Here is a 15,079-nt window from a genome sequence, read left to right as displayed (position 1 = left end):
CGACGAGGGGTCGCTGTCGCATCTGGCAGCGCCTGATGCCTGTGGGCATCAGAGTGGGCAGACGTAGTAACCCACTCGCTTGCCATTGGCCAGGTCGGCCTGGCCGATCTGCGCGAAACCCAGGCGCCGATGGAACGCCACCGACGCCGGATTCGGTGGGTCCAGGTTGATCTCGCACACCAGCGATGCATGATCCCAGGCGCGCGCCTGGGTTTGCAGCTCGCGATACAGCGCACCCGCCACGCCCTGGCCCTGCAGTGACTGCGCCACCACCACGCGATCGATGTAGATGAAGCGTGCGAACCGCGCCTTCAGCCAGGCGAAGTTCGGGTTGTCGTAATCCGCATCCTGGTCCAGCGCAACCAACAGCGCTTCGCCGTCGCCTGCCGTTCGGGTCCAGCACGCTTGCCGCAGCAGCGCGGCGAACTGCGCCGGCGTCTGCCACGACAGTTCGGCAGCATGCAGGTTGTTGAGTGCCAGCAGCGCAGGAAAATCGTCTTCGCCAATCGCGCGCAAGCGTGCTGCGCTCATCCTGGCAGGGCCACGCTACTGTGCAGTGCGGCGTCCGCAGCGTGGCGTTCCAGCGCCAGTTCGATCAGGCGCGTGACCAGTTCGCGATAGCCCAGCCCGCTGGCCTGCCACAGCTTGGGATACATGCTGATGCGGGTGAAGCCGGGCAGGGTATTGATCTCGTTGACCACGATCTCGCCGCCCGGCGTCAGGAATACATCCACCCGCGCCAGGCCCGCACAGTCCAGCGCCTGGTAGGCACGCAGCGCGACCTGCTGGATGCGGACCTGGGTGTCGCCGTCGATGTCGGCCGGCACCACCACCTGCGCACCGTCTTCGCTGATGTACTTGGTGTCGTAGGCGTAGAAGGCGTCGTGCACCACCACTTCGCCGCACACGCTGGCCTGCGGCTGGTCGTTGCCCAGCACGGCGCATTCGATCTCGCGCCCGTCGATGGCCGATTCCACCAGCACCTTGTGGTCGTACAGGAAGGCCTGCGCCAGCGCGTCGGCAAACCCGGCGGCGTCGGTGACCCGGCTCACGCCCACCGACGAGCCCTGGTTGGCCGGCTTGACGAACAATGGCAGGCCCAGGCGCGCGACCAGCTCGTCGAAGCCGGTGTGTTCGGCACTGCGACGGGTCAGGCAGGCGAATGGCGCCACCTGCAGTCCGGCATCGCGCAGCAGGCGCTTGGCCACGTCCTTGTCCATCGCCACGGCAGAGCCCAGCACACCCGAGCCCACGAACGGCAGGTTGGCCATGCGCAGCAGGCCCTGCAGCGAGCCGTCTTCGCCCATCGTGCCGTGCACGATCGGGAACACCACGTCGATCTGTTCCAGCGCCAGGGCAGGGTCCACCGGGCGCAGCTGCTGGCGCGCCTGGCCGGGCAGCAGGGCGAGCGCCTGGCCTGACGGCTGCAGGGCGATGCGCTTGGGATCGTCGCGGTTGAGCAGCCAGGCCCGCGGATCGCTCAGGTGCCACTGGCCCTGCTTGTCGATGCCGATCAGCACCGGTTCGAAGCGCGCGGTGTCCAGCGCATCGACGATGTTCCGCGCCGATTGCAGGGAGACTTCGTGTTCGGCCGAACGACCGCCGAAGATGATGCCCACACGCGTCTTGCCCATCTGCCTGTCTATCCACTGCTGCCAAAAAGGGCCGACAGCATGAACCGACCTGCCGGCCGTTGACCACATCCGCGCCGTGGTCAAGGTCAGGTCACGGTTAGAATGGCGCCATGCCGCCGACCCCCTTCGATGCCCTGAAACCGCTGGCCGGCCGCGCGCTGGAAGCGGCCCTCAACCGCGCCGTCGCGCTGGACCCGGATACCCGAGATGCGCTGGCGCCACTGGCCGGGCGCCGCATCCGGATCACCCTGGAGTCGCCGCCGCTGGCACTGGAGATCGCGGTGGAGGCCCAGCGCCTGCACGTCGGTCCGGTCGACGCCGGCGACGAACCCGACCTGGCCGTGCGCAGCACCCTGGGCGGATTGCTGGGCCAGCTGCCGTTCTTTCGCCGTGATGACGCCGCGCCGGTCGGCAAGCTGCGCGTGTCCGGTGATGCCGACCTGGCCCGCCGCCTGCAGACCCTGGCCACGCGCTTCGATCCGGATTTCCAGCAGCCATTTGTCACCCTGTTCGGTGAAGTGCTTGGCGTGCAGATCGCGCAAGGCGTGCGCGCGACCCTGCTCAAGCTGCGCGACACCGGCAGCGAGCTGGCGACCAGTGCCGCCGAATACGTCACCGAGGAATCGCGCGATGTCGTGGCCCGCGGCGAACTCGACGCCTTCCACGATGACGTGGACACGTTGCGCGACGACGTGGAACGCCTGGCCGCGCGCATGACCCGACTGGCGGCCCGCGCATGATGTTGCCGGGCATGAAGGGCGTGCGTGCCGCGCTGCGGGCGAACAAGATCGGACGGGTGCTGATCCGCTACCGGCTCGATGCGTTGCTCGACGGCACGCCGGCCGAGCCATGGTTGAAGCTGGCGCGGCCGTTCGTGCCGCGTGCGCGCGACGATATCGCGGCGTTGAGCCGCGGCGCGCGCCTGCGCATGGTGCTGCAGGAGCTGGGGCCGATCTTCGTCAAGTTCGGCCAGATCCTGTCCACCCGCCGCGACCTGATCCCACCGGACGTGGCCGAGGAGCTGACCCTGCTGCAGGACCGGGTCAAGCCGTTCGATGGCGATACCGCGCTGCGCATCGTGGAAAAAGCGTTGGGGCTGCCGATCGGCGAAGCCTTCGCCTCGTTCGACACCAAGCCGCTGGCCTCGGCCTCGATCGCCCAGGTGCATGCAGCCACGCTGCACGATGGTCGCCAGGTGGTGGTCAAGGTGCTGCGCCCTGAAATCGAAGCGCAGATCGCCGGCGACATCGCGCTGCTGAAATCCGGCGCGGCGCTGGTGGATTACGCGCACCCGTCGGCCGACAAGATCCGGCCGAAGGAAATCGTCGCCGAGATCGAAACCACCCTGGCCGCCGAACTCGACCTGCAGCGCGAAGGTGCCAACGCCAGCGTGATGCGCCGGTTCTGGAAGGACTCGCCGGACCTGTACGTGCCGGAGATCATCTGGTCGCACACCGCAGAGCGCGCGCTGACCATGGAGCGCGTCACCGGGATTCCCTCCGATGACATCGCCGCGCTGGACGCGGCCGGCATCGACCGCAAGGCGCTGGCGGCCAAGGGTGTGCGCGTGTTCTACACGCAGGTGTTCCGCGACAACTTCTTCCACGCCGATGCGCACGCCGGCAACATCTGGGTCGATACCGATCCGGCGCGCAAGGCCAATCCGCGCTTCATCGCGCTGGATTTCGGCATCGTCGGCCAGCTCTCGCAGCAGGACCAGTACTACCTGGCCGAGAACTTCATGGCCATCTTCAACAAGGATTACCGGCGCATCGCCGAGCTGCACGTCGAAGCGGGCTGGATGCCGGCGCACCGTACGCATCGACGAGCTGGAAGCCGCTGCGCGCGCGGTCTGCGAGCCGTACTTCACCCGGCCGCTGAGCGAGATCTCGCTGGCGCAGGTGCTGATCAAGCTGTTCCGCACCGCGCAGAAGTACGAACTCACCCTGCAGCCGCAGCTGATCCTGTTGCAGAAGACCCTGCTCAACATCGAAGGCGTCGGCCGCCAGCTCGATCCGCAGCTGGATATCTGGGCCGTGGCCAAGCCGGTGCTGGAGCGCATCCTGGTCGAACGCTACAGCCCCAAGCGCGCCTTCGATGAGTTGCGCAAGCGGCTGCCGGAAATCCTGACCCACGCGCCGGACATGCCGCGCCTGGTGCACAGCTGGCTCAAGCAGCAGGTCGAGGGTCAGCATGAACTCGCGATGCGCTCCAAGGACCTGGCCGATCTCAACGTGACCCTGCAGCGCTTGCAGCGGCGCGTGGTGACCGCGATTGCCGGTGCCGGATTGCTGGTGGTGGCTGCGGTGCTGCACGCCTTCGGCGTGGGCGGCCCGGTGTTGTTCCATGTGCCGCTGTGGACCTGGTTCACCGGCGCGCTGGGCAGCCTGGCGCTGCTGTCGGCCTGGCTGCGGCGCTGAGCGCAGCGCTCGCCGGATCAACGCAAGACAAGGGATCGACATGGAGTTGCAGGCACTCAAGCGCGAACTGGCCGCGTTCGGCGAACACAACGACGCCACCCACACCGCGCGCAGCGAGCGGATGCTCAACATCACCCCGGACACCGGCGAATTCCTCTCGGTGACGATCCGCTCCACCGGCGCGCGGCGCGTGCTGGAAATCGGCACGTCCAACGGCTATTCGACGCTGTGGCTGGCCGAGGCGGCCGCGGTGCTCGACGGGCACGTGACCACGTTGGAATTTTCCGCGGCCAAGTGGCAGCTGGCGCAGGACACCTTCGCGCGCAGCGGGTTGGCCGCGCGGATCACCGCTGTCCACGCCGATGCAGGGGCCTGGATGGCAGCTGCGGAGGCGGACGCGTTCGACCTGGTGTTCCTGGACGCCGACCGCAGCCGTTACCTGGACTGGTGGCCGGCGCTGCGCCGGGTGCTGCGTCCCGGCGGCTTGCTGGTGGTGGACAACGCCATCTCGCACGCCGCGCAGATGGGCAGCTTCGAACAGGTCCTGCGCGCCGATGTGGACTTCACCTGCGCGCTGGTGCCGGTGGGCAAGGGCGAACTGCTGGCGGTTCGCGCCGGCTGAGCCCTCAGTGCTGGGCGGCAACCTTGTCGAAGAAATCGTAGATGCCTTCGTCGCTCATCTTGCGGGCGTTGGCCAGTTCACCGAGCTTGGTCGTGTAGAGCACCTTGCCCTCGGGCGAGACTACCACCGCGGCGGGGATGCCTTTCTCGATCGGATTGCCATAGGTGTTGGCGATGTCCAGATTGTGGTCCCAGTTGCCCACGTCGACCTTGACCACCTCGAAGCGCTTGGCGATCAGCGCGGCGTTCTTCTCGCCGTGCAGCGAGGTGTCCAGTGCCCGGCAGTCGCCGCACCAGTTGGCGCCAAAGATCAGCAGCGTGGGCTTGTGGTCTTTCTTGCCCGCGTTCAGTGCGCTTTTGACCTGGGCCTTGGCATCGGCGGCCGGATCGTAGGGGCCGGTCGCGGCCAGTGCGGTCCCGCTGGCGACGAACAGGAGCAGGGGCAGTAGCAGGCGCTTCATGGTGGGGTGAGCCGTCGGAGGGAGATTCGTGATGGTTGGCCGCCGCGCTGCAGTGCGTCAAGGTCTCCGCGGGCAATTGCGCGGAATGCTGTGTCGCTGGTCCGGCGTCATGACCGATGGCCATGACGCCGGGCTTTCGGCCGATCGGGTAGGGCGCGCATGGGCGTGGCTGCAGTGTCTGACCGCGCTTGCCGGCCATGCCATCGGCAAGGTGCTGCAGTGGGGTCACAGGCCACGCCGGCACCCCGAACGCGCCACGCAAGGCGGGGATAGTTTCGACGAAAAATATGCTGCGCTGCGGCGAAAGTTAATGGGCAAGCGGATTTAGTCGACGCGCCGCATGGCGACGGTTTCGAGAGGCCGATGAGGCCTCAAAACACCATGATTTCAGGGGTGGAGCGAGATGCCGGTGGCGACCGTGGTTGCTTGATATGGCGGTCTGACTAACCCTTAAGACCAAAGTTTGACAAAAATTCCACTTAATGAGGATCTTGTCAGTAGTCGCCATCCTTTGGCTGGCCCAGAATGTCTCCGTACTTGCCAGTATGTAGGGCCACATGGGCCGCAAGTACCTGAACAGGCAGTGTCATGACGACAGCAATGGGGCGGGGGCTGCTTCGGCTCCTGAACATCAAGGGCAGGGTGAGGGGACAACATGTTGAACAAGAAGAATGTGCTGGCAGTGAGCGTGGGCGTGGCCTGCATTGCGGCGAGCGGAACGGTGTTCGGTGCGGCGCTGGACCGCTCCGGGCAGTCCATTGCCGCTTTCCTCAAGCCGGGGAACTATGCCGAATACGGCGGGAACTTCCTCAATCCCACCGTGGAGGGCAAGGACAAGAGTGGCAACAAGACCGGTGATGTGGGGAACACCTATAACTTCATCGGCGGTGCGATCAAGATCCAGCCGTTCCAGAAGGTTTCGTTCGGCCTGATTTACGACGAGCCGTTTGGTGCTTCCGCGGAGTATCACGGCAATAGCGACTTTGTTTCGAACCCGACCGATGTCGTGCTGTCCGGCCTACCTGTGGTCACCGGCCCCAGCATCGTCTCCAACGGGCAGCTTGCTGCCTACGGCTTGAATGCAGGACTCACCGGAGATACGGAAGTTTCAGTGAGAACCCGCAGCGCTACCGCGCTCGTCGGATTCCAGCCGATCGATGGCCTGAATATTTATGGCGGTGGCGTCTATCAGGAGATCAAGGGCAACGTGCAGCTGCGAGGCTCCACGTATTCGGTCTACAACGGATACAACCTTTCCATTCCATCCACGCGTGAATGGGGCTGGCTGGCCGGCGTTGCCTACGAGGTCCCGGATATCGCGCTGAAGGTCTCGCTGACCTATCGATCCGAGATCGACTACGACCTGGATGCGAAGGAGTCGCTGCCGCTGGTCAGTGCGCTGGGCGCCAACAGCGCGCAGCTGGGTGGCTTGATCCAGCAGCTGGTGCTGGCTGGCAGGATCCCCGCGGCAACGGGCCAGGCCATCGGTGCGACGTTGGGGAGCTTGAGCGGAGGTTTGACCGGTGGCGTGACCAAGCTGACAACGCCGCAGTCGGTGAACCTGGATTTCCAGACCGGCATCATGGCCAATACGGTGGCCTTCGGTAACGTGCGCTGGGTGCAGTGGTCCAAGTTCGCCGTCCAGCCGGCCGCATTCGGGCAGCTGTCCGAAGCCGTTGGCCCGCTGATCGGCAAGCCCGATGGCTTCAACCTGGTGGATTACTCCAAGGACCAGTGGTCGGCCAACCTGGGCGTGGGTCGCAAGCTCAACGAGCAATTCAGCGGCTCGGTCTCGGTGGGTTGGGACAGTGGCGCGGGCAACCCTGTTACCACCCTTGGACCGACCGAAGGCTATTGGAACGTCGGCCTGGGCCTGCGCTACAACCCCACGCCGAAGGTCGAGATTTCCGGTGGCGTGAAGTACTTCTGGCTGGGTGATGCGGAAGCCCAGACCGGTGCACACAGCTATGCCGGCGATTTCAGTGGTAACAATGCGGTGGCGGTGGGCGTGAAGCTGGGCCTGTACTTCTAGGCCGGCAAAGCCGGCGTCGATGGTCGTCGGCGCGCATGCGCCGACGCAGATACGCCAGGACCATTGGAAACGTTGCATGAAACGCACTGGCGGTCTTCCGGCCGCCAGTGCGTTTTGCGTTTTCCGGACGGCGATACGGCGGGATGGTTCACCATTCGGGCGATAATCAGCACCTTTGGCCCTGCGTGCTTTCCGTGTCCGAACGTCTTTCCATTCCCGTGCTGTATCGGGACGACCTGCTCGCCGTCGTCGACAAACCTGCGGGCCTGATGGTCCACGACAGCGGCCTGGCGCGCGGCGAAGATCAGTTCCTGGCCGATTACCTGCGCGAACAGCTGGGCAGGCCGATCTTCCTGATCCACCGGCTGGATCGCGGCACCAGCGGCTGCCTGCTGGTGGCCTTCGACCGCGACACCGCCTCGGCGTTGGGCAAGGTGTTCATGTCGCGCGAGGTGGAAAAGGATTACCTGGCCGTGTGTCGCGGTTGGCCGGACGCGCAGTTCACCATCGACCACGAACTCGACGGCGGCCCGGGCAAGCCGGTCAAGAAACAGGCGATCACCGGCTTCGTGCGCCTGGCCACGGGTGAGTTGGATGTGCCGTCAGGCGGCTTCGAGACCTCGCGCTATGCGCTGATGCGCTGCCGTCCGCAGACCGGGCGCTTCCGCCAGATCCGGCGTCATCTCAAGCATGCCTTCCATCACCTGATCGGCGACACCAGCCACGGCGAAGGGCGGCACAACCGTGCGTTCCGCATGCGTGGCGTGCATCGCATGCTGCTGCATGCGCGCCGGCTGTCGTTCCTGCATCCGGCCACTGGCGTGCGCATCGAAGCACTGGCGCCGCTGGACGCCGAATTCCTGAAAGCCCTGGACCTGTTCGGCTGGGACCACGACCTGCGTTGAGCACGATCGCTTACGCCACGTGCAGTGCGGCCAGCACCATCAGCGCCACGGTGCAGCCGAAGCCGATGAACCACACCAGGCTGCGCAGTGATGCCAATCCGGCGATGTAGGCCAGCCCGTGCGCGATGCGTGCGGCCAGGATCACCAGTGCCAACGTCGCGGCCACCGACGCCGACACACCTGCAACCTGCGCCATCAGCACGCCGGCGGCGATCAGCGGGAATGCTTCGAAGCCGTTGAGCTGGGCGGCGTGGGCCCACTGCGAACGCGGATTGTCCTGCTGCGCCTGCCAGGTGCGTGGATTGCGGTTGTCGTAGCGCTTGCCGGCCGCGGACTTGGCCACGCTGGTCCATACATACGGCAGGACAGCGATGATCAGCACGCACCAGTAGGCGACGGCGTAGGACATGGACGGCATTCCGGCAGAAGAAGGCGCGCAGCTTAGCGCTTGCTGTCGCACTCGGACGCCAGGCCATGACCTCTGGCCCATTCCTGGCATGTGGCGCGGGCGCACGCTGCATGCAGGCCTTCTTCGAGTACCAGCCATGCATCTCGTTCGAGGCGCCATGCTGCTGGCGGTGTTCGTGGTCGGCGTTGCCAATGCACGCGCAGCGCCACCCGCCACTGCACCAGACGAACTGGCGGCAGTGCGTCAGGCCGACGCGGCATTCTGGGAGGCCTACAACCGTTGCGACCTGGCGGCGATGGGCGCGTTGCTGACGCCTGACGTTGAGTTCTGGCACGACAAGACCGGACTCACCAGCACGCGCGCGGCCGTGGTGCAGTCATTGGCTGCGGGGCCCTGCGGTACTCCAGGCATGCATTTGCGGCGCGAGGCGGTGGCTGGAAGTGTGCAGGTCTATCCGCTGGCCGATGCCGGCGCGTTGATCACCGGCCAGCATCGTTTTCTGGTGACCCGCCTGCCGCAGCCTGAGCGCCTTGACGGTTCGGCACGATTTTCCTCGGTGTGGACGCGTGGCCCGGATATGCAGTGGCGCATGCATCGCATCATGAGCTTCGATCATCAGGCCGCTCCCTACCGGGCGACCGATCCAGTGCTGTCGTTGGATGCCGGGCAGTTGCAGCGACTGGTGGGCCGGTACGACACCCGTGCCGCTGGTCTTGCCAGGATCACGGTTGAGGGGACGCATCTGCTGCTGACGGCAGGGGATTTCCATTTACCGCTGTATGCGGCATCGCCACGACGCTTCTTCGCGCGCGAGCGGGACTTGCAGGTGGTCTTCGATGGCGTCGGCGATGCGCCGCCGACGCATCTCGAGATCGTCGAAGCTGGCGTGGTCAGCGAGCGCGCACCGCGGGTGCCATAAGCCAGCATGACGCTGGTCGCAGGCGGCCGCCGAATCCCGGAGCTGCCGTGGTGATCTTCGGAAAATGCACAGGCCCGCGATCTGCGGGCCTGTGTTGATTGCTTGGCGACGCTGGACCAGGCGTTACTTCGCCGTCGCCGGTGCCTTCATCATCCTGTCGCGCGCGGCCTTGAACGGGTTGCCGGCATACCAGTTGGGCCACTGGCCATCGCTGGCCAGCGACTTGCCCACGCCGTAGAGCAGGTCCAGGTCCTGCACGGTGCCGTCGAGCTTCCAGGTGGCCGGGTCGTATTCGTCGGCCGGTGAGTGGTAGCGGTGCTCGCCGTAGTCCTTGGCGTAGGCCTCGCCGGCCGCCTTGCCGCCTTCGAGCAGGTCTTCGCCGCCGTCGGTGTACAGTGCCGGTACGCCGGCCTTGGCGAAGTTGAAATGATCCGAGCGGAAATAGAAGCCGCTCTGCGGCGCCGATTCGGCGTGCAGCGTGCGGCCCTGCGCCTCGGCCAGCGGCTTGAGGATGTCCTCCAGCTGCGAGGCGCCGAAGCCGGTGACGGTCACGTCCCTGGCCTTGCCGGCCACCGACATCGCATCGATGTTGATCACGCCGGCGATCTTGTCGAGCGGGAAGGTCGGGTGCGCGACGTAATACTTGGAGCCGAGCAGGCCCGATTCCTCCAGCGTCACCGCCAGGAACACCACCGAACGCTTCGGCTTCGGCGTCTGGTGGGCGAACGCATCGGCGACTTCCAGGATGCCGGCCACGCCGGTCGCGTTGTCGACCGCGCCGTTGTAGATGTTGTCGCCGTCTTCGTTGTCATGCTTGCCCAGGTGGTCCCAGTGGGCCATGTACAGCACGGCTTCGTCCGGCTTCTCGCTGCCCGGCAGCACGCCGATCACGTTGCGCGACTGTTTTTCGCTGATGCTGCTCTTCAGGTCGAAGGAGACCTTGGCCTTCAGCGACACCGGCTTGAACCCGCGCCTGGACGCGTCCTTGTAAGCCTGGTCCAGGTCCAGCCCGGCCTTGGCGAACAGCTCGCGCGCCACGTCCTGGGTGATCCAGCCCTGCGCAGGCACGCGCGGTTCGGGATCGTCCCTGGACGGCAGGTCGTACTGCGCGCCGGACCAGGAGTTCTTGACCACGTCCCAGCCGTAACTGGCGCCGGCGGTGTCATGGATGATGATCGCCGCGTCGGCGCCCTTGCGTGCGGCTTCTTCGAACTTGTAGGTCCAGCGGCCGTAGTAGGTCATCTTCTTGCCGTCGAACAGCGTGGCGTCGTCGACGTGGAAACCCGGGTCATTGACGAACATCACCACGGTCTTGCCCTTCCAGCTCTTGGCGTTGCCGTAGTCGTTCCACTTGCGTTCCGGCGCATCCACGCCGTAGCCGACGAACACCAGCTCGCTGTTGTCGACTTTCACTTCGGTCTTGCCGGTGCGCGTGCCGATCACCATCTGGTCACCGAACGCCAGCGCCTTGGTGGTGCCGTCGCCTTCGGTCAGGGTGATGGCCGTGCCCGGGTCGGCGGTGGTTTCCACCATCGATACGTCCTGGGTCCAGCTGCCGTGATTGCCTGGCTGCAGGCCGATCCGCTGCATCTGCCCGGTGATGTAGGCGACGGTCTTGTCTTCGCCAGCGGTGCCGGGGCCGCGGCCTTCGAGCGCATCCGAAGACAGGGTCTTGACCAGTTCGCCGAAGTCGGCGGCGTTGATCTCCGGGGCGAAGGCATGTGGCGCGGCAGGCGCGGCGACGGTCTCCGACGGGGGGGCGGAAGCGGCGGGCGCCTCCGGGGATTCGGGCTTCTTGCAGGCTGACAGCGCGGTCAGCGCGGCCAGGCCCAGCAGCAGCTTGCGGGACATGCGGGTTCCTTGGGGTGGCGTCAGGAACCGGGGATTCTAGCCAGCCCGAGCCCGCGGCATATGCCGCGGGCACCTGTCCATGCCGACAGCGGGTTTATTCGGTCGGTGCGGTATCGCCGCTGTAGGCCACCGGCGTGGCGCCGGTCACGCTGCCGATTTTGGCGCTGCTGTGCACGTACAGCTTGACCGGGCGTTCGAACACCAGTGCGCCTTCGACCACCGCGTTCGGCCCGATGATCACGCGCAGGTCGCGGTTGTTGCGGTTCTTCTTGCCCCAGGATTCGTTCTTCTCGATCTTGATGCCGCCGCGCACATGCGAGCCCGCGCCGACGGTGATGTCGCCGTTGACCGTTTCGATCCCGCCACCCAGGTCGGTGCCGACGATGCCGATGGAGCCGTTGACGTTCTCGATGCCCTTGGTGATCTTGCCGCCGCGGTCGACGAAGACGCTGCCGTTGACCGTCTCCAGGCTGCCGTTGACGGTGACGTCGCGGCCCAGCTTGATGCTGCCGTTGACGGTTTCCAGGTCGCCGGTGATGGCCTTGTCGGCCACGCTGATGCCGCCGTTGACGGTGCCGGCATCCTTGGTGGTGGCGCCGGTCTCGATGCTGATGCTGCCGTTGACGGTCTCCAGGTCGCCATAGGCCTGGCCGGCCTGCGCAGTGATGCTGCCCAGCACCTTGTCGATGGACTGCTGGGCGGCAGCGCTGCCGGTGGCCAGGGCCAGGGCCAGGCTCAGGGCGACGATGGGCAGGCGACGGTTTCGGTCGGTCATGGCGGTGTTTCCGTGTTGGTGGATGCCCAGTGGGATGCAGCCTGCCGGCCGAAGGTTTAAACCGGCGCGAAACCGCATGCAGGCCGTCACGGCAGCGCCCGCTACAATCGGCGCCTGCCTACGTCGAGGAAGTCCCTGCCCGTGCCCGATTCCGTCCAGCGCCCCAAGCCCGTCGTCCTGCTGATCCTGGATGGCTGGGGCCATCGCGAAGACCCGACCGACAATGCCGTGGCCCAGGCCACGCTGCCCAACTGGCGGCGGCTGCTGAAGACCTGTCCCAACACGCTGATCCACACCGAGGGCCGCCACGTGGGCCTGCCGGACGGGCAGATGGGCAATTCGGAAGTGGGTCACATGAACCTGGGTGCCGGTCGCGTCGTCTACCAGGACCTGACCCGGATCGATGCGGCCATCGAGGATGGAAGCTTCTTCGACAACGCCGAACTGGTCGCCGCCTGCGACGCGGTCAAGGCCGATGGCGGCACCCTGCAGTTGATGGGCCTGCTTTCGCCGGGTGGCGTGCACAGCCACGAGCAGCACCTGTTCGCGCTGATGGAACTGGCCAAGCGCCGTGGCGTGGCCAAGGTCGCCGTGCATGGTTTCCTGGACGGCCGCGACATGCCGCCGCGTTCGGCGCAAGCCAGCCTGGAAAAGTTGCAGGCCAAGTGCACCGAACTGGGCAACGCGCACATCGCCTCGGTGTCCGGCCGCTACTACGCCATGGACCGCGACAAGCGTTGGGATCGCCTGCGCAAGGCGTGGGACGCGATGGTCGAAGCCAAGGGTGAGTTCACCGCGGCCTCGGGCGTGGAAGCGCTGGCCGCGGCCTATGCACGCGGCGAGAATGACGAATTCGTGCTGCCGACCGTGATCGACGGCGCCACGCCGATGGCCGATGGCGATGCGGTGATCTTCTTCAACTTCCGCGCCGACCGCGCCCGCCAGCTGACCGGCGCGTTCGTGTCGCCATCCTTCGACGGCTTTGAAGCACGCAAGCCGAAGCTGGCGCGTTTCGTCTGCATGAGTGAGTACGACGCCAAGCTGCCGGCGCACGTGGCCTTCGGCCCGGACGACCTCAAGCACACCCTGGGCGAACTGCTGGCCGAGCACCACCTCACCCAGTTGCGCATCGCCGAAACCGAGAAGTACGCGCACGTGACGTTCTTCTTCAGCGGCGGGCGCGAAGACGAATACGTCGGCGAGCAGCGCATCCTGGTGCCCAGTCCCAAGGTCGCCACCTATGACCTGCAGCCGGAAATGAGCGCGCCGGAAGTCACCGACAAGCTGGTCGACGCGATCGGCTCCGGCAATTTCGACGTGATCATCTGCAACCTGGCCAACCCGGACATGGTCGGTCACAGCGGCATCCTGGAAGCGGCCATTCAGGCCGCCGAGGCGGTCGACGTGGCGATCGGAAAAGTCGAAGCAGCCGTGCGCGCCGCACATGGCGCCATGATCATCACCGCCGACCACGGCAACCTGGAGATGATGGCTGATCCCAAGACCGGCCAGCCGCACACCGCCCACACCGTCGGCCCGGTGCCTCTGGTCTACCTGGGTGAGCGCAGCAACGTGCACCTGCGCGCAGGTGGCGCCCTGCGCGATGTCGCCCCGACCCTGCTGGACCTGCTCGGCCTGCCCAAGCCGGCCGAAATGACCGGCGTGAGTCTGTTCTCCGAATGAAGCCGGTGCTGCTGCGCAAGGTGAGGCTGGGGCTGTTGGCGGCCCTGGCCACGGCTGGCTGTGGCATCGCCCTGGCGCAGAGCCAGAAAGAGACGCAGAAGAAGCTCGAAGGCATCCGCAAGGAACTCAAGAGCGTGGCCGCCGAACGCCGCGACCTGGAAGGCCAGCGCGGCGAAGCGTCGCGCCAGCTGCGCGCGGCCGATGAACAGGTCGGCAGCAGCAGTCGCAAGCTGGCCCAGACCCAGGCCGCGCTGCAGAAGGAGGCCGCGGCCCTGGCCGAACTGCAGGCCAAACGTGACGCCATGCAGCAGCATCTGTCCGGGCAGCGCAAGGAGCTGTCGCAGCTGGTGCGCGCCGCCTACATGACTGGCAGCAACGCACCGCTGAAAGTGCTGCTGTCGCAGGACAAGGTGGCCGATGCGAACCGGGCGATGGTCTATCACCGCTACGTGCAGGGCGATGTCGCCCATCGCATCGACGCGCTGACCGGCCAGTTGGAGGAATTGCGCACGCTGGAAGCGGAAATCGAAACCCGTCGCGCCGCGCTGCAGGCTACGCACCAGCAGCAGCAGACCCAGGTCGCCCAGCTCAAGCGCGACCGCGGCAGCCAGGCCAAGCTGGTCGCCCAGCTGGACGAGCGTTACGAAGACCGCGGTGACCGTGCCCAGGCGCTGGGTCGCGACGCCAAGGCGCTGGAAACCCTGCTCGCCAACCTGCGTGCCGCCGCTGCACGGGCCGAAGCCGAACGCCGCGCCGCCGCCGAACGCGCCCGTCGCGAAGAAGCGGCACGCGAAACCGCCGCGCGCGAACAGGCGCAGAAAGATCGCGAGGAAGCGTTGGCCGAAGGCCGTCCCGCACCGCCGCCACGCAAGGCGCCACCGCCTCCGCCGCCCAAGGTCGCAACCGGGCCGGCGCTGAAAGTGGGTGGCCTGGGCTGGCCGGCATCGGGCAACCTGCTGGCGCGCTTCGGTGGGCAGCTGCCCGACGGCCGCGCCAGCCAGGGCGTGTTGATCGGTGCGCCGGTCGGCAGCACCGTGAGCGCGGTGGCCGACGGCACCGTGGTGTTCTCCGAATGGATGACCGGCTACGGCCTGATCCTGATCATCGACCACGGCAACGGCTACATGAGCCTGTACGCGCACAACGAATCGCTGCTGCGCGATGCCGGCGACACGGTGAAGAAGGGCGAAGCGGTGGCCAAGGTCGGCAGTTCCGGCGGCTGGGGCACTCCGGCGCTTTACTTCGAACTGCGCAAGGGCGGCTCGCCGGTGGATCCGTCGTCCTGGTTGCAGCGGCGCTAAGCCGCTGACGAGGGGGAAGTGCGGGCCTTGTGGCCAGGAACAAGGTTTTAGCCTGGCTTCGCGCATAA

General features: G+C 66.4%; 13 protein-coding genes and 1 pseudogene. 8 read left to right on the top strand and 6 right to left on the bottom strand.

The window, feature by feature from the left end; all coding sequences use genetic code 11:
- Positions 1-48 precede the first annotated feature (48 nt).
- Together O8I58_RS10575 and ddlA are read right to left on the bottom strand one after the other, a co-directional pair.
- A complete protein-coding gene (locus tag O8I58_RS10575; protein ID WP_298315433.1) occupies positions 49-531 on the bottom strand; it encodes a GNAT family N-acetyltransferase in 483 nt (160 codons plus the stop codon).
- Entirely contained in the window at positions 528-1,634 is a 1,107-nt protein-coding gene (gene ddlA / locus O8I58_RS10570) for a D-alanine--D-alanine ligase (protein WP_298315430.1), read from the bottom strand. Before ddlA ends, O8I58_RS10575 begins: the two co-directional genes overlap by 4 nt.
- A gap of 110 nt (positions 1,635-1,744) precedes the next feature.
- Between ddlA and O8I58_RS10565 the strand changes: the two genes are divergently transcribed.
- The 3 genes and pseudogenes from O8I58_RS10565 to O8I58_RS10555 all read left to right on the top strand — a co-directional run bounded on the left by O8I58_RS10565 (position 1,745) and on the right by O8I58_RS10555 (position 4,676).
- On the top strand, positions 1,745-2,374 hold the full coding sequence (locus O8I58_RS10565; RefSeq protein WP_298315428.1) for a ubiquinone biosynthesis accessory factor UbiJ: 630 nt from the start codon (positions 1,745-1,747) through the stop codon (positions 2,372-2,374).
- 20 nt (positions 2,375-2,394) lie between these two features.
- A pseudogene (gene ubiB / locus O8I58_RS10560) lies at positions 2,395-4,054 on the top strand (ubiquinone biosynthesis regulatory protein kinase UbiB).
- A gap of 40 nt (positions 4,055-4,094) precedes the next feature.
- Positions 4,095-4,676 (top strand): O-methyltransferase, encoded by a 582-nt coding sequence (locus O8I58_RS10555; RefSeq protein WP_298315425.1) that lies wholly within the window; start codon positions 4,095-4,097, stop codon positions 4,674-4,676.
- 4 nt (positions 4,677-4,680) lie between these two features.
- On the opposite strand, the gene O8I58_RS10550 is transcribed toward O8I58_RS10555, so the two are convergent.
- A complete protein-coding gene (locus O8I58_RS10550; RefSeq protein WP_298315422.1) occupies positions 4,681-5,136 on the bottom strand; it encodes a thioredoxin family protein in 456 nt (151 codons plus the stop codon).
- 658 nt (positions 5,137-5,794) lie between these two features.
- Between O8I58_RS10550 and O8I58_RS10545 the strand changes: the two genes are divergently transcribed.
- Both O8I58_RS10545 and O8I58_RS10540 read left to right on the top strand, forming a co-directional pair.
- Entirely contained in the window at positions 5,795-7,168 is a 1,374-nt protein-coding gene (locus tag O8I58_RS10545) for an outer membrane protein transport protein (protein WP_298315420.1), read from the top strand.
- Between the two features lie 143 nt (positions 7,169-7,311).
- Positions 7,312-8,073, top strand: a complete 762-nt coding sequence (locus O8I58_RS10540; RefSeq protein WP_298315417.1) for a pseudouridine synthase — start codon at positions 7,312-7,314, stop codon at positions 8,071-8,073.
- A 10-nt stretch (positions 8,074-8,083) separates the two neighbouring features.
- Here O8I58_RS10540 and O8I58_RS10535 read toward each other — a convergent pair whose 3' ends face one another.
- Positions 8,084-8,482 carry an MAPEG family protein gene (locus O8I58_RS10535; RefSeq protein ID WP_298315414.1) on the bottom strand — a complete coding sequence of 133 codons (399 nt, stop codon included), beginning with the start codon at positions 8,480-8,482 and terminating at the stop codon, positions 8,084-8,086.
- A gap of 157 nt (positions 8,483-8,639) precedes the next feature.
- On the opposite strand from O8I58_RS10535, the gene O8I58_RS10530 reads away from it, so the two are divergent.
- Positions 8,640-9,401, top strand: coding sequence for a nuclear transport factor 2 family protein (locus O8I58_RS10530; RefSeq protein WP_298315411.1), 762 nt, complete (start codon positions 8,640-8,642; stop codon positions 9,399-9,401).
- A 123-nt stretch (positions 9,402-9,524) separates the two neighbouring features.
- Here the strand turns inward: O8I58_RS10530 and O8I58_RS10525 are convergent, their stop codons facing one another.
- On the bottom strand, positions 9,525-11,252 hold the full coding sequence (locus tag O8I58_RS10525) for a M28 family metallopeptidase (RefSeq protein ID WP_298315408.1): 1,728 nt from the start codon (positions 11,250-11,252) through the stop codon (positions 9,525-9,527).
- Between the two features lie 94 nt (positions 11,253-11,346).
- Positions 11,347-12,027 (bottom strand): DUF4097 family beta strand repeat-containing protein, encoded by a 681-nt coding sequence (locus O8I58_RS10520; RefSeq protein WP_298315406.1) that lies wholly within the window; start codon positions 12,025-12,027, stop codon positions 11,347-11,349.
- Between the two features lie 141 nt (positions 12,028-12,168).
- On the opposite strand from O8I58_RS10520, the gene gpmI reads away from it, so the two are divergent.
- Positions 12,169-13,710, top strand: a complete 1,542-nt coding sequence (gene gpmI, locus O8I58_RS10515; RefSeq protein ID WP_298315402.1) for a 2,3-bisphosphoglycerate-independent phosphoglycerate mutase — start codon at positions 12,169-12,171, stop codon at positions 13,708-13,710.
- Entirely contained in the window at positions 13,707-15,011 is a 1,305-nt protein-coding gene (locus O8I58_RS10510) for a murein hydrolase activator EnvC family protein (protein ID WP_298315399.1), read from the top strand. Before gpmI ends, O8I58_RS10510 begins: the two co-directional genes overlap by 4 nt.
- Positions 15,012-15,079: the final 68 nt, after the last annotated feature.

This window comes from Pseudoxanthomonas sp. (genome assembly GCF_027498035.1).
In the GTDB taxonomy this organism is placed as follows: domain Bacteria; phylum Pseudomonadota; class Gammaproteobacteria; order Xanthomonadales; family Xanthomonadaceae; genus Pseudoxanthomonas_A.
Note: the sequence above shows the minus strand (reverse complement) of the source record. Positions and strands in the feature narration are given on the sequence as shown.

Bases quoted from the DNA above. Each gene is read 5' to 3' on its own strand.
- O8I58_RS10575 (WP_298315433.1), bottom strand. From the start codon at position 531: ATGAGCGCAGCACGCTTGCGCGCGATTGGCGAAGACGATTTTCCTGCG.
- ddlA (WP_298315430.1), bottom strand. From the start codon at position 1,634: ATGGGCAAGACGCGTGTGGGCATCATCTTCGGCGGTCGTTCGGCCGAA.
- O8I58_RS10565 (WP_298315428.1), top strand. From the start codon at position 1,745: ATGCCGCCGACCCCCTTCGATGCCCTGAAACCGCTGGCCGGCCGCGCG.
- O8I58_RS10555 (WP_298315425.1), top strand. From the start codon at position 4,095: ATGGAGTTGCAGGCACTCAAGCGCGAACTGGCCGCGTTCGGCGAACAC.
- O8I58_RS10550 (WP_298315422.1), bottom strand. From the start codon at position 5,136: ATGAAGCGCCTGCTACTGCCCCTGCTCCTGTTCGTCGCCAGCGGGACC.
- O8I58_RS10540 (WP_298315417.1), top strand. From the start codon at position 7,312: ATGGTTCACCATTCGGGCGATAATCAGCACCTTTGGCCCTGCGTGCTT.
- O8I58_RS10535 (WP_298315414.1), bottom strand. From the start codon at position 8,482: ATGTCCTACGCCGTCGCCTACTGGTGCGTGCTGATCATCGCTGTCCTG.
- O8I58_RS10530 (WP_298315411.1), top strand. From the start codon at position 8,640: ATGCTGCTGGCGGTGTTCGTGGTCGGCGTTGCCAATGCACGCGCAGCG.
- O8I58_RS10525 (WP_298315408.1), bottom strand. From the start codon at position 11,252: ATGTCCCGCAAGCTGCTGCTGGGCCTGGCCGCGCTGACCGCGCTGTCA.
- O8I58_RS10520 (WP_298315406.1), bottom strand. From the start codon at position 12,027: ATGACCGACCGAAACCGTCGCCTGCCCATCGTCGCCCTGAGCCTGGCC.
- O8I58_RS10510 (WP_298315399.1), top strand. From the start codon at position 13,707: ATGAAGCCGGTGCTGCTGCGCAAGGTGAGGCTGGGGCTGTTGGCGGCC.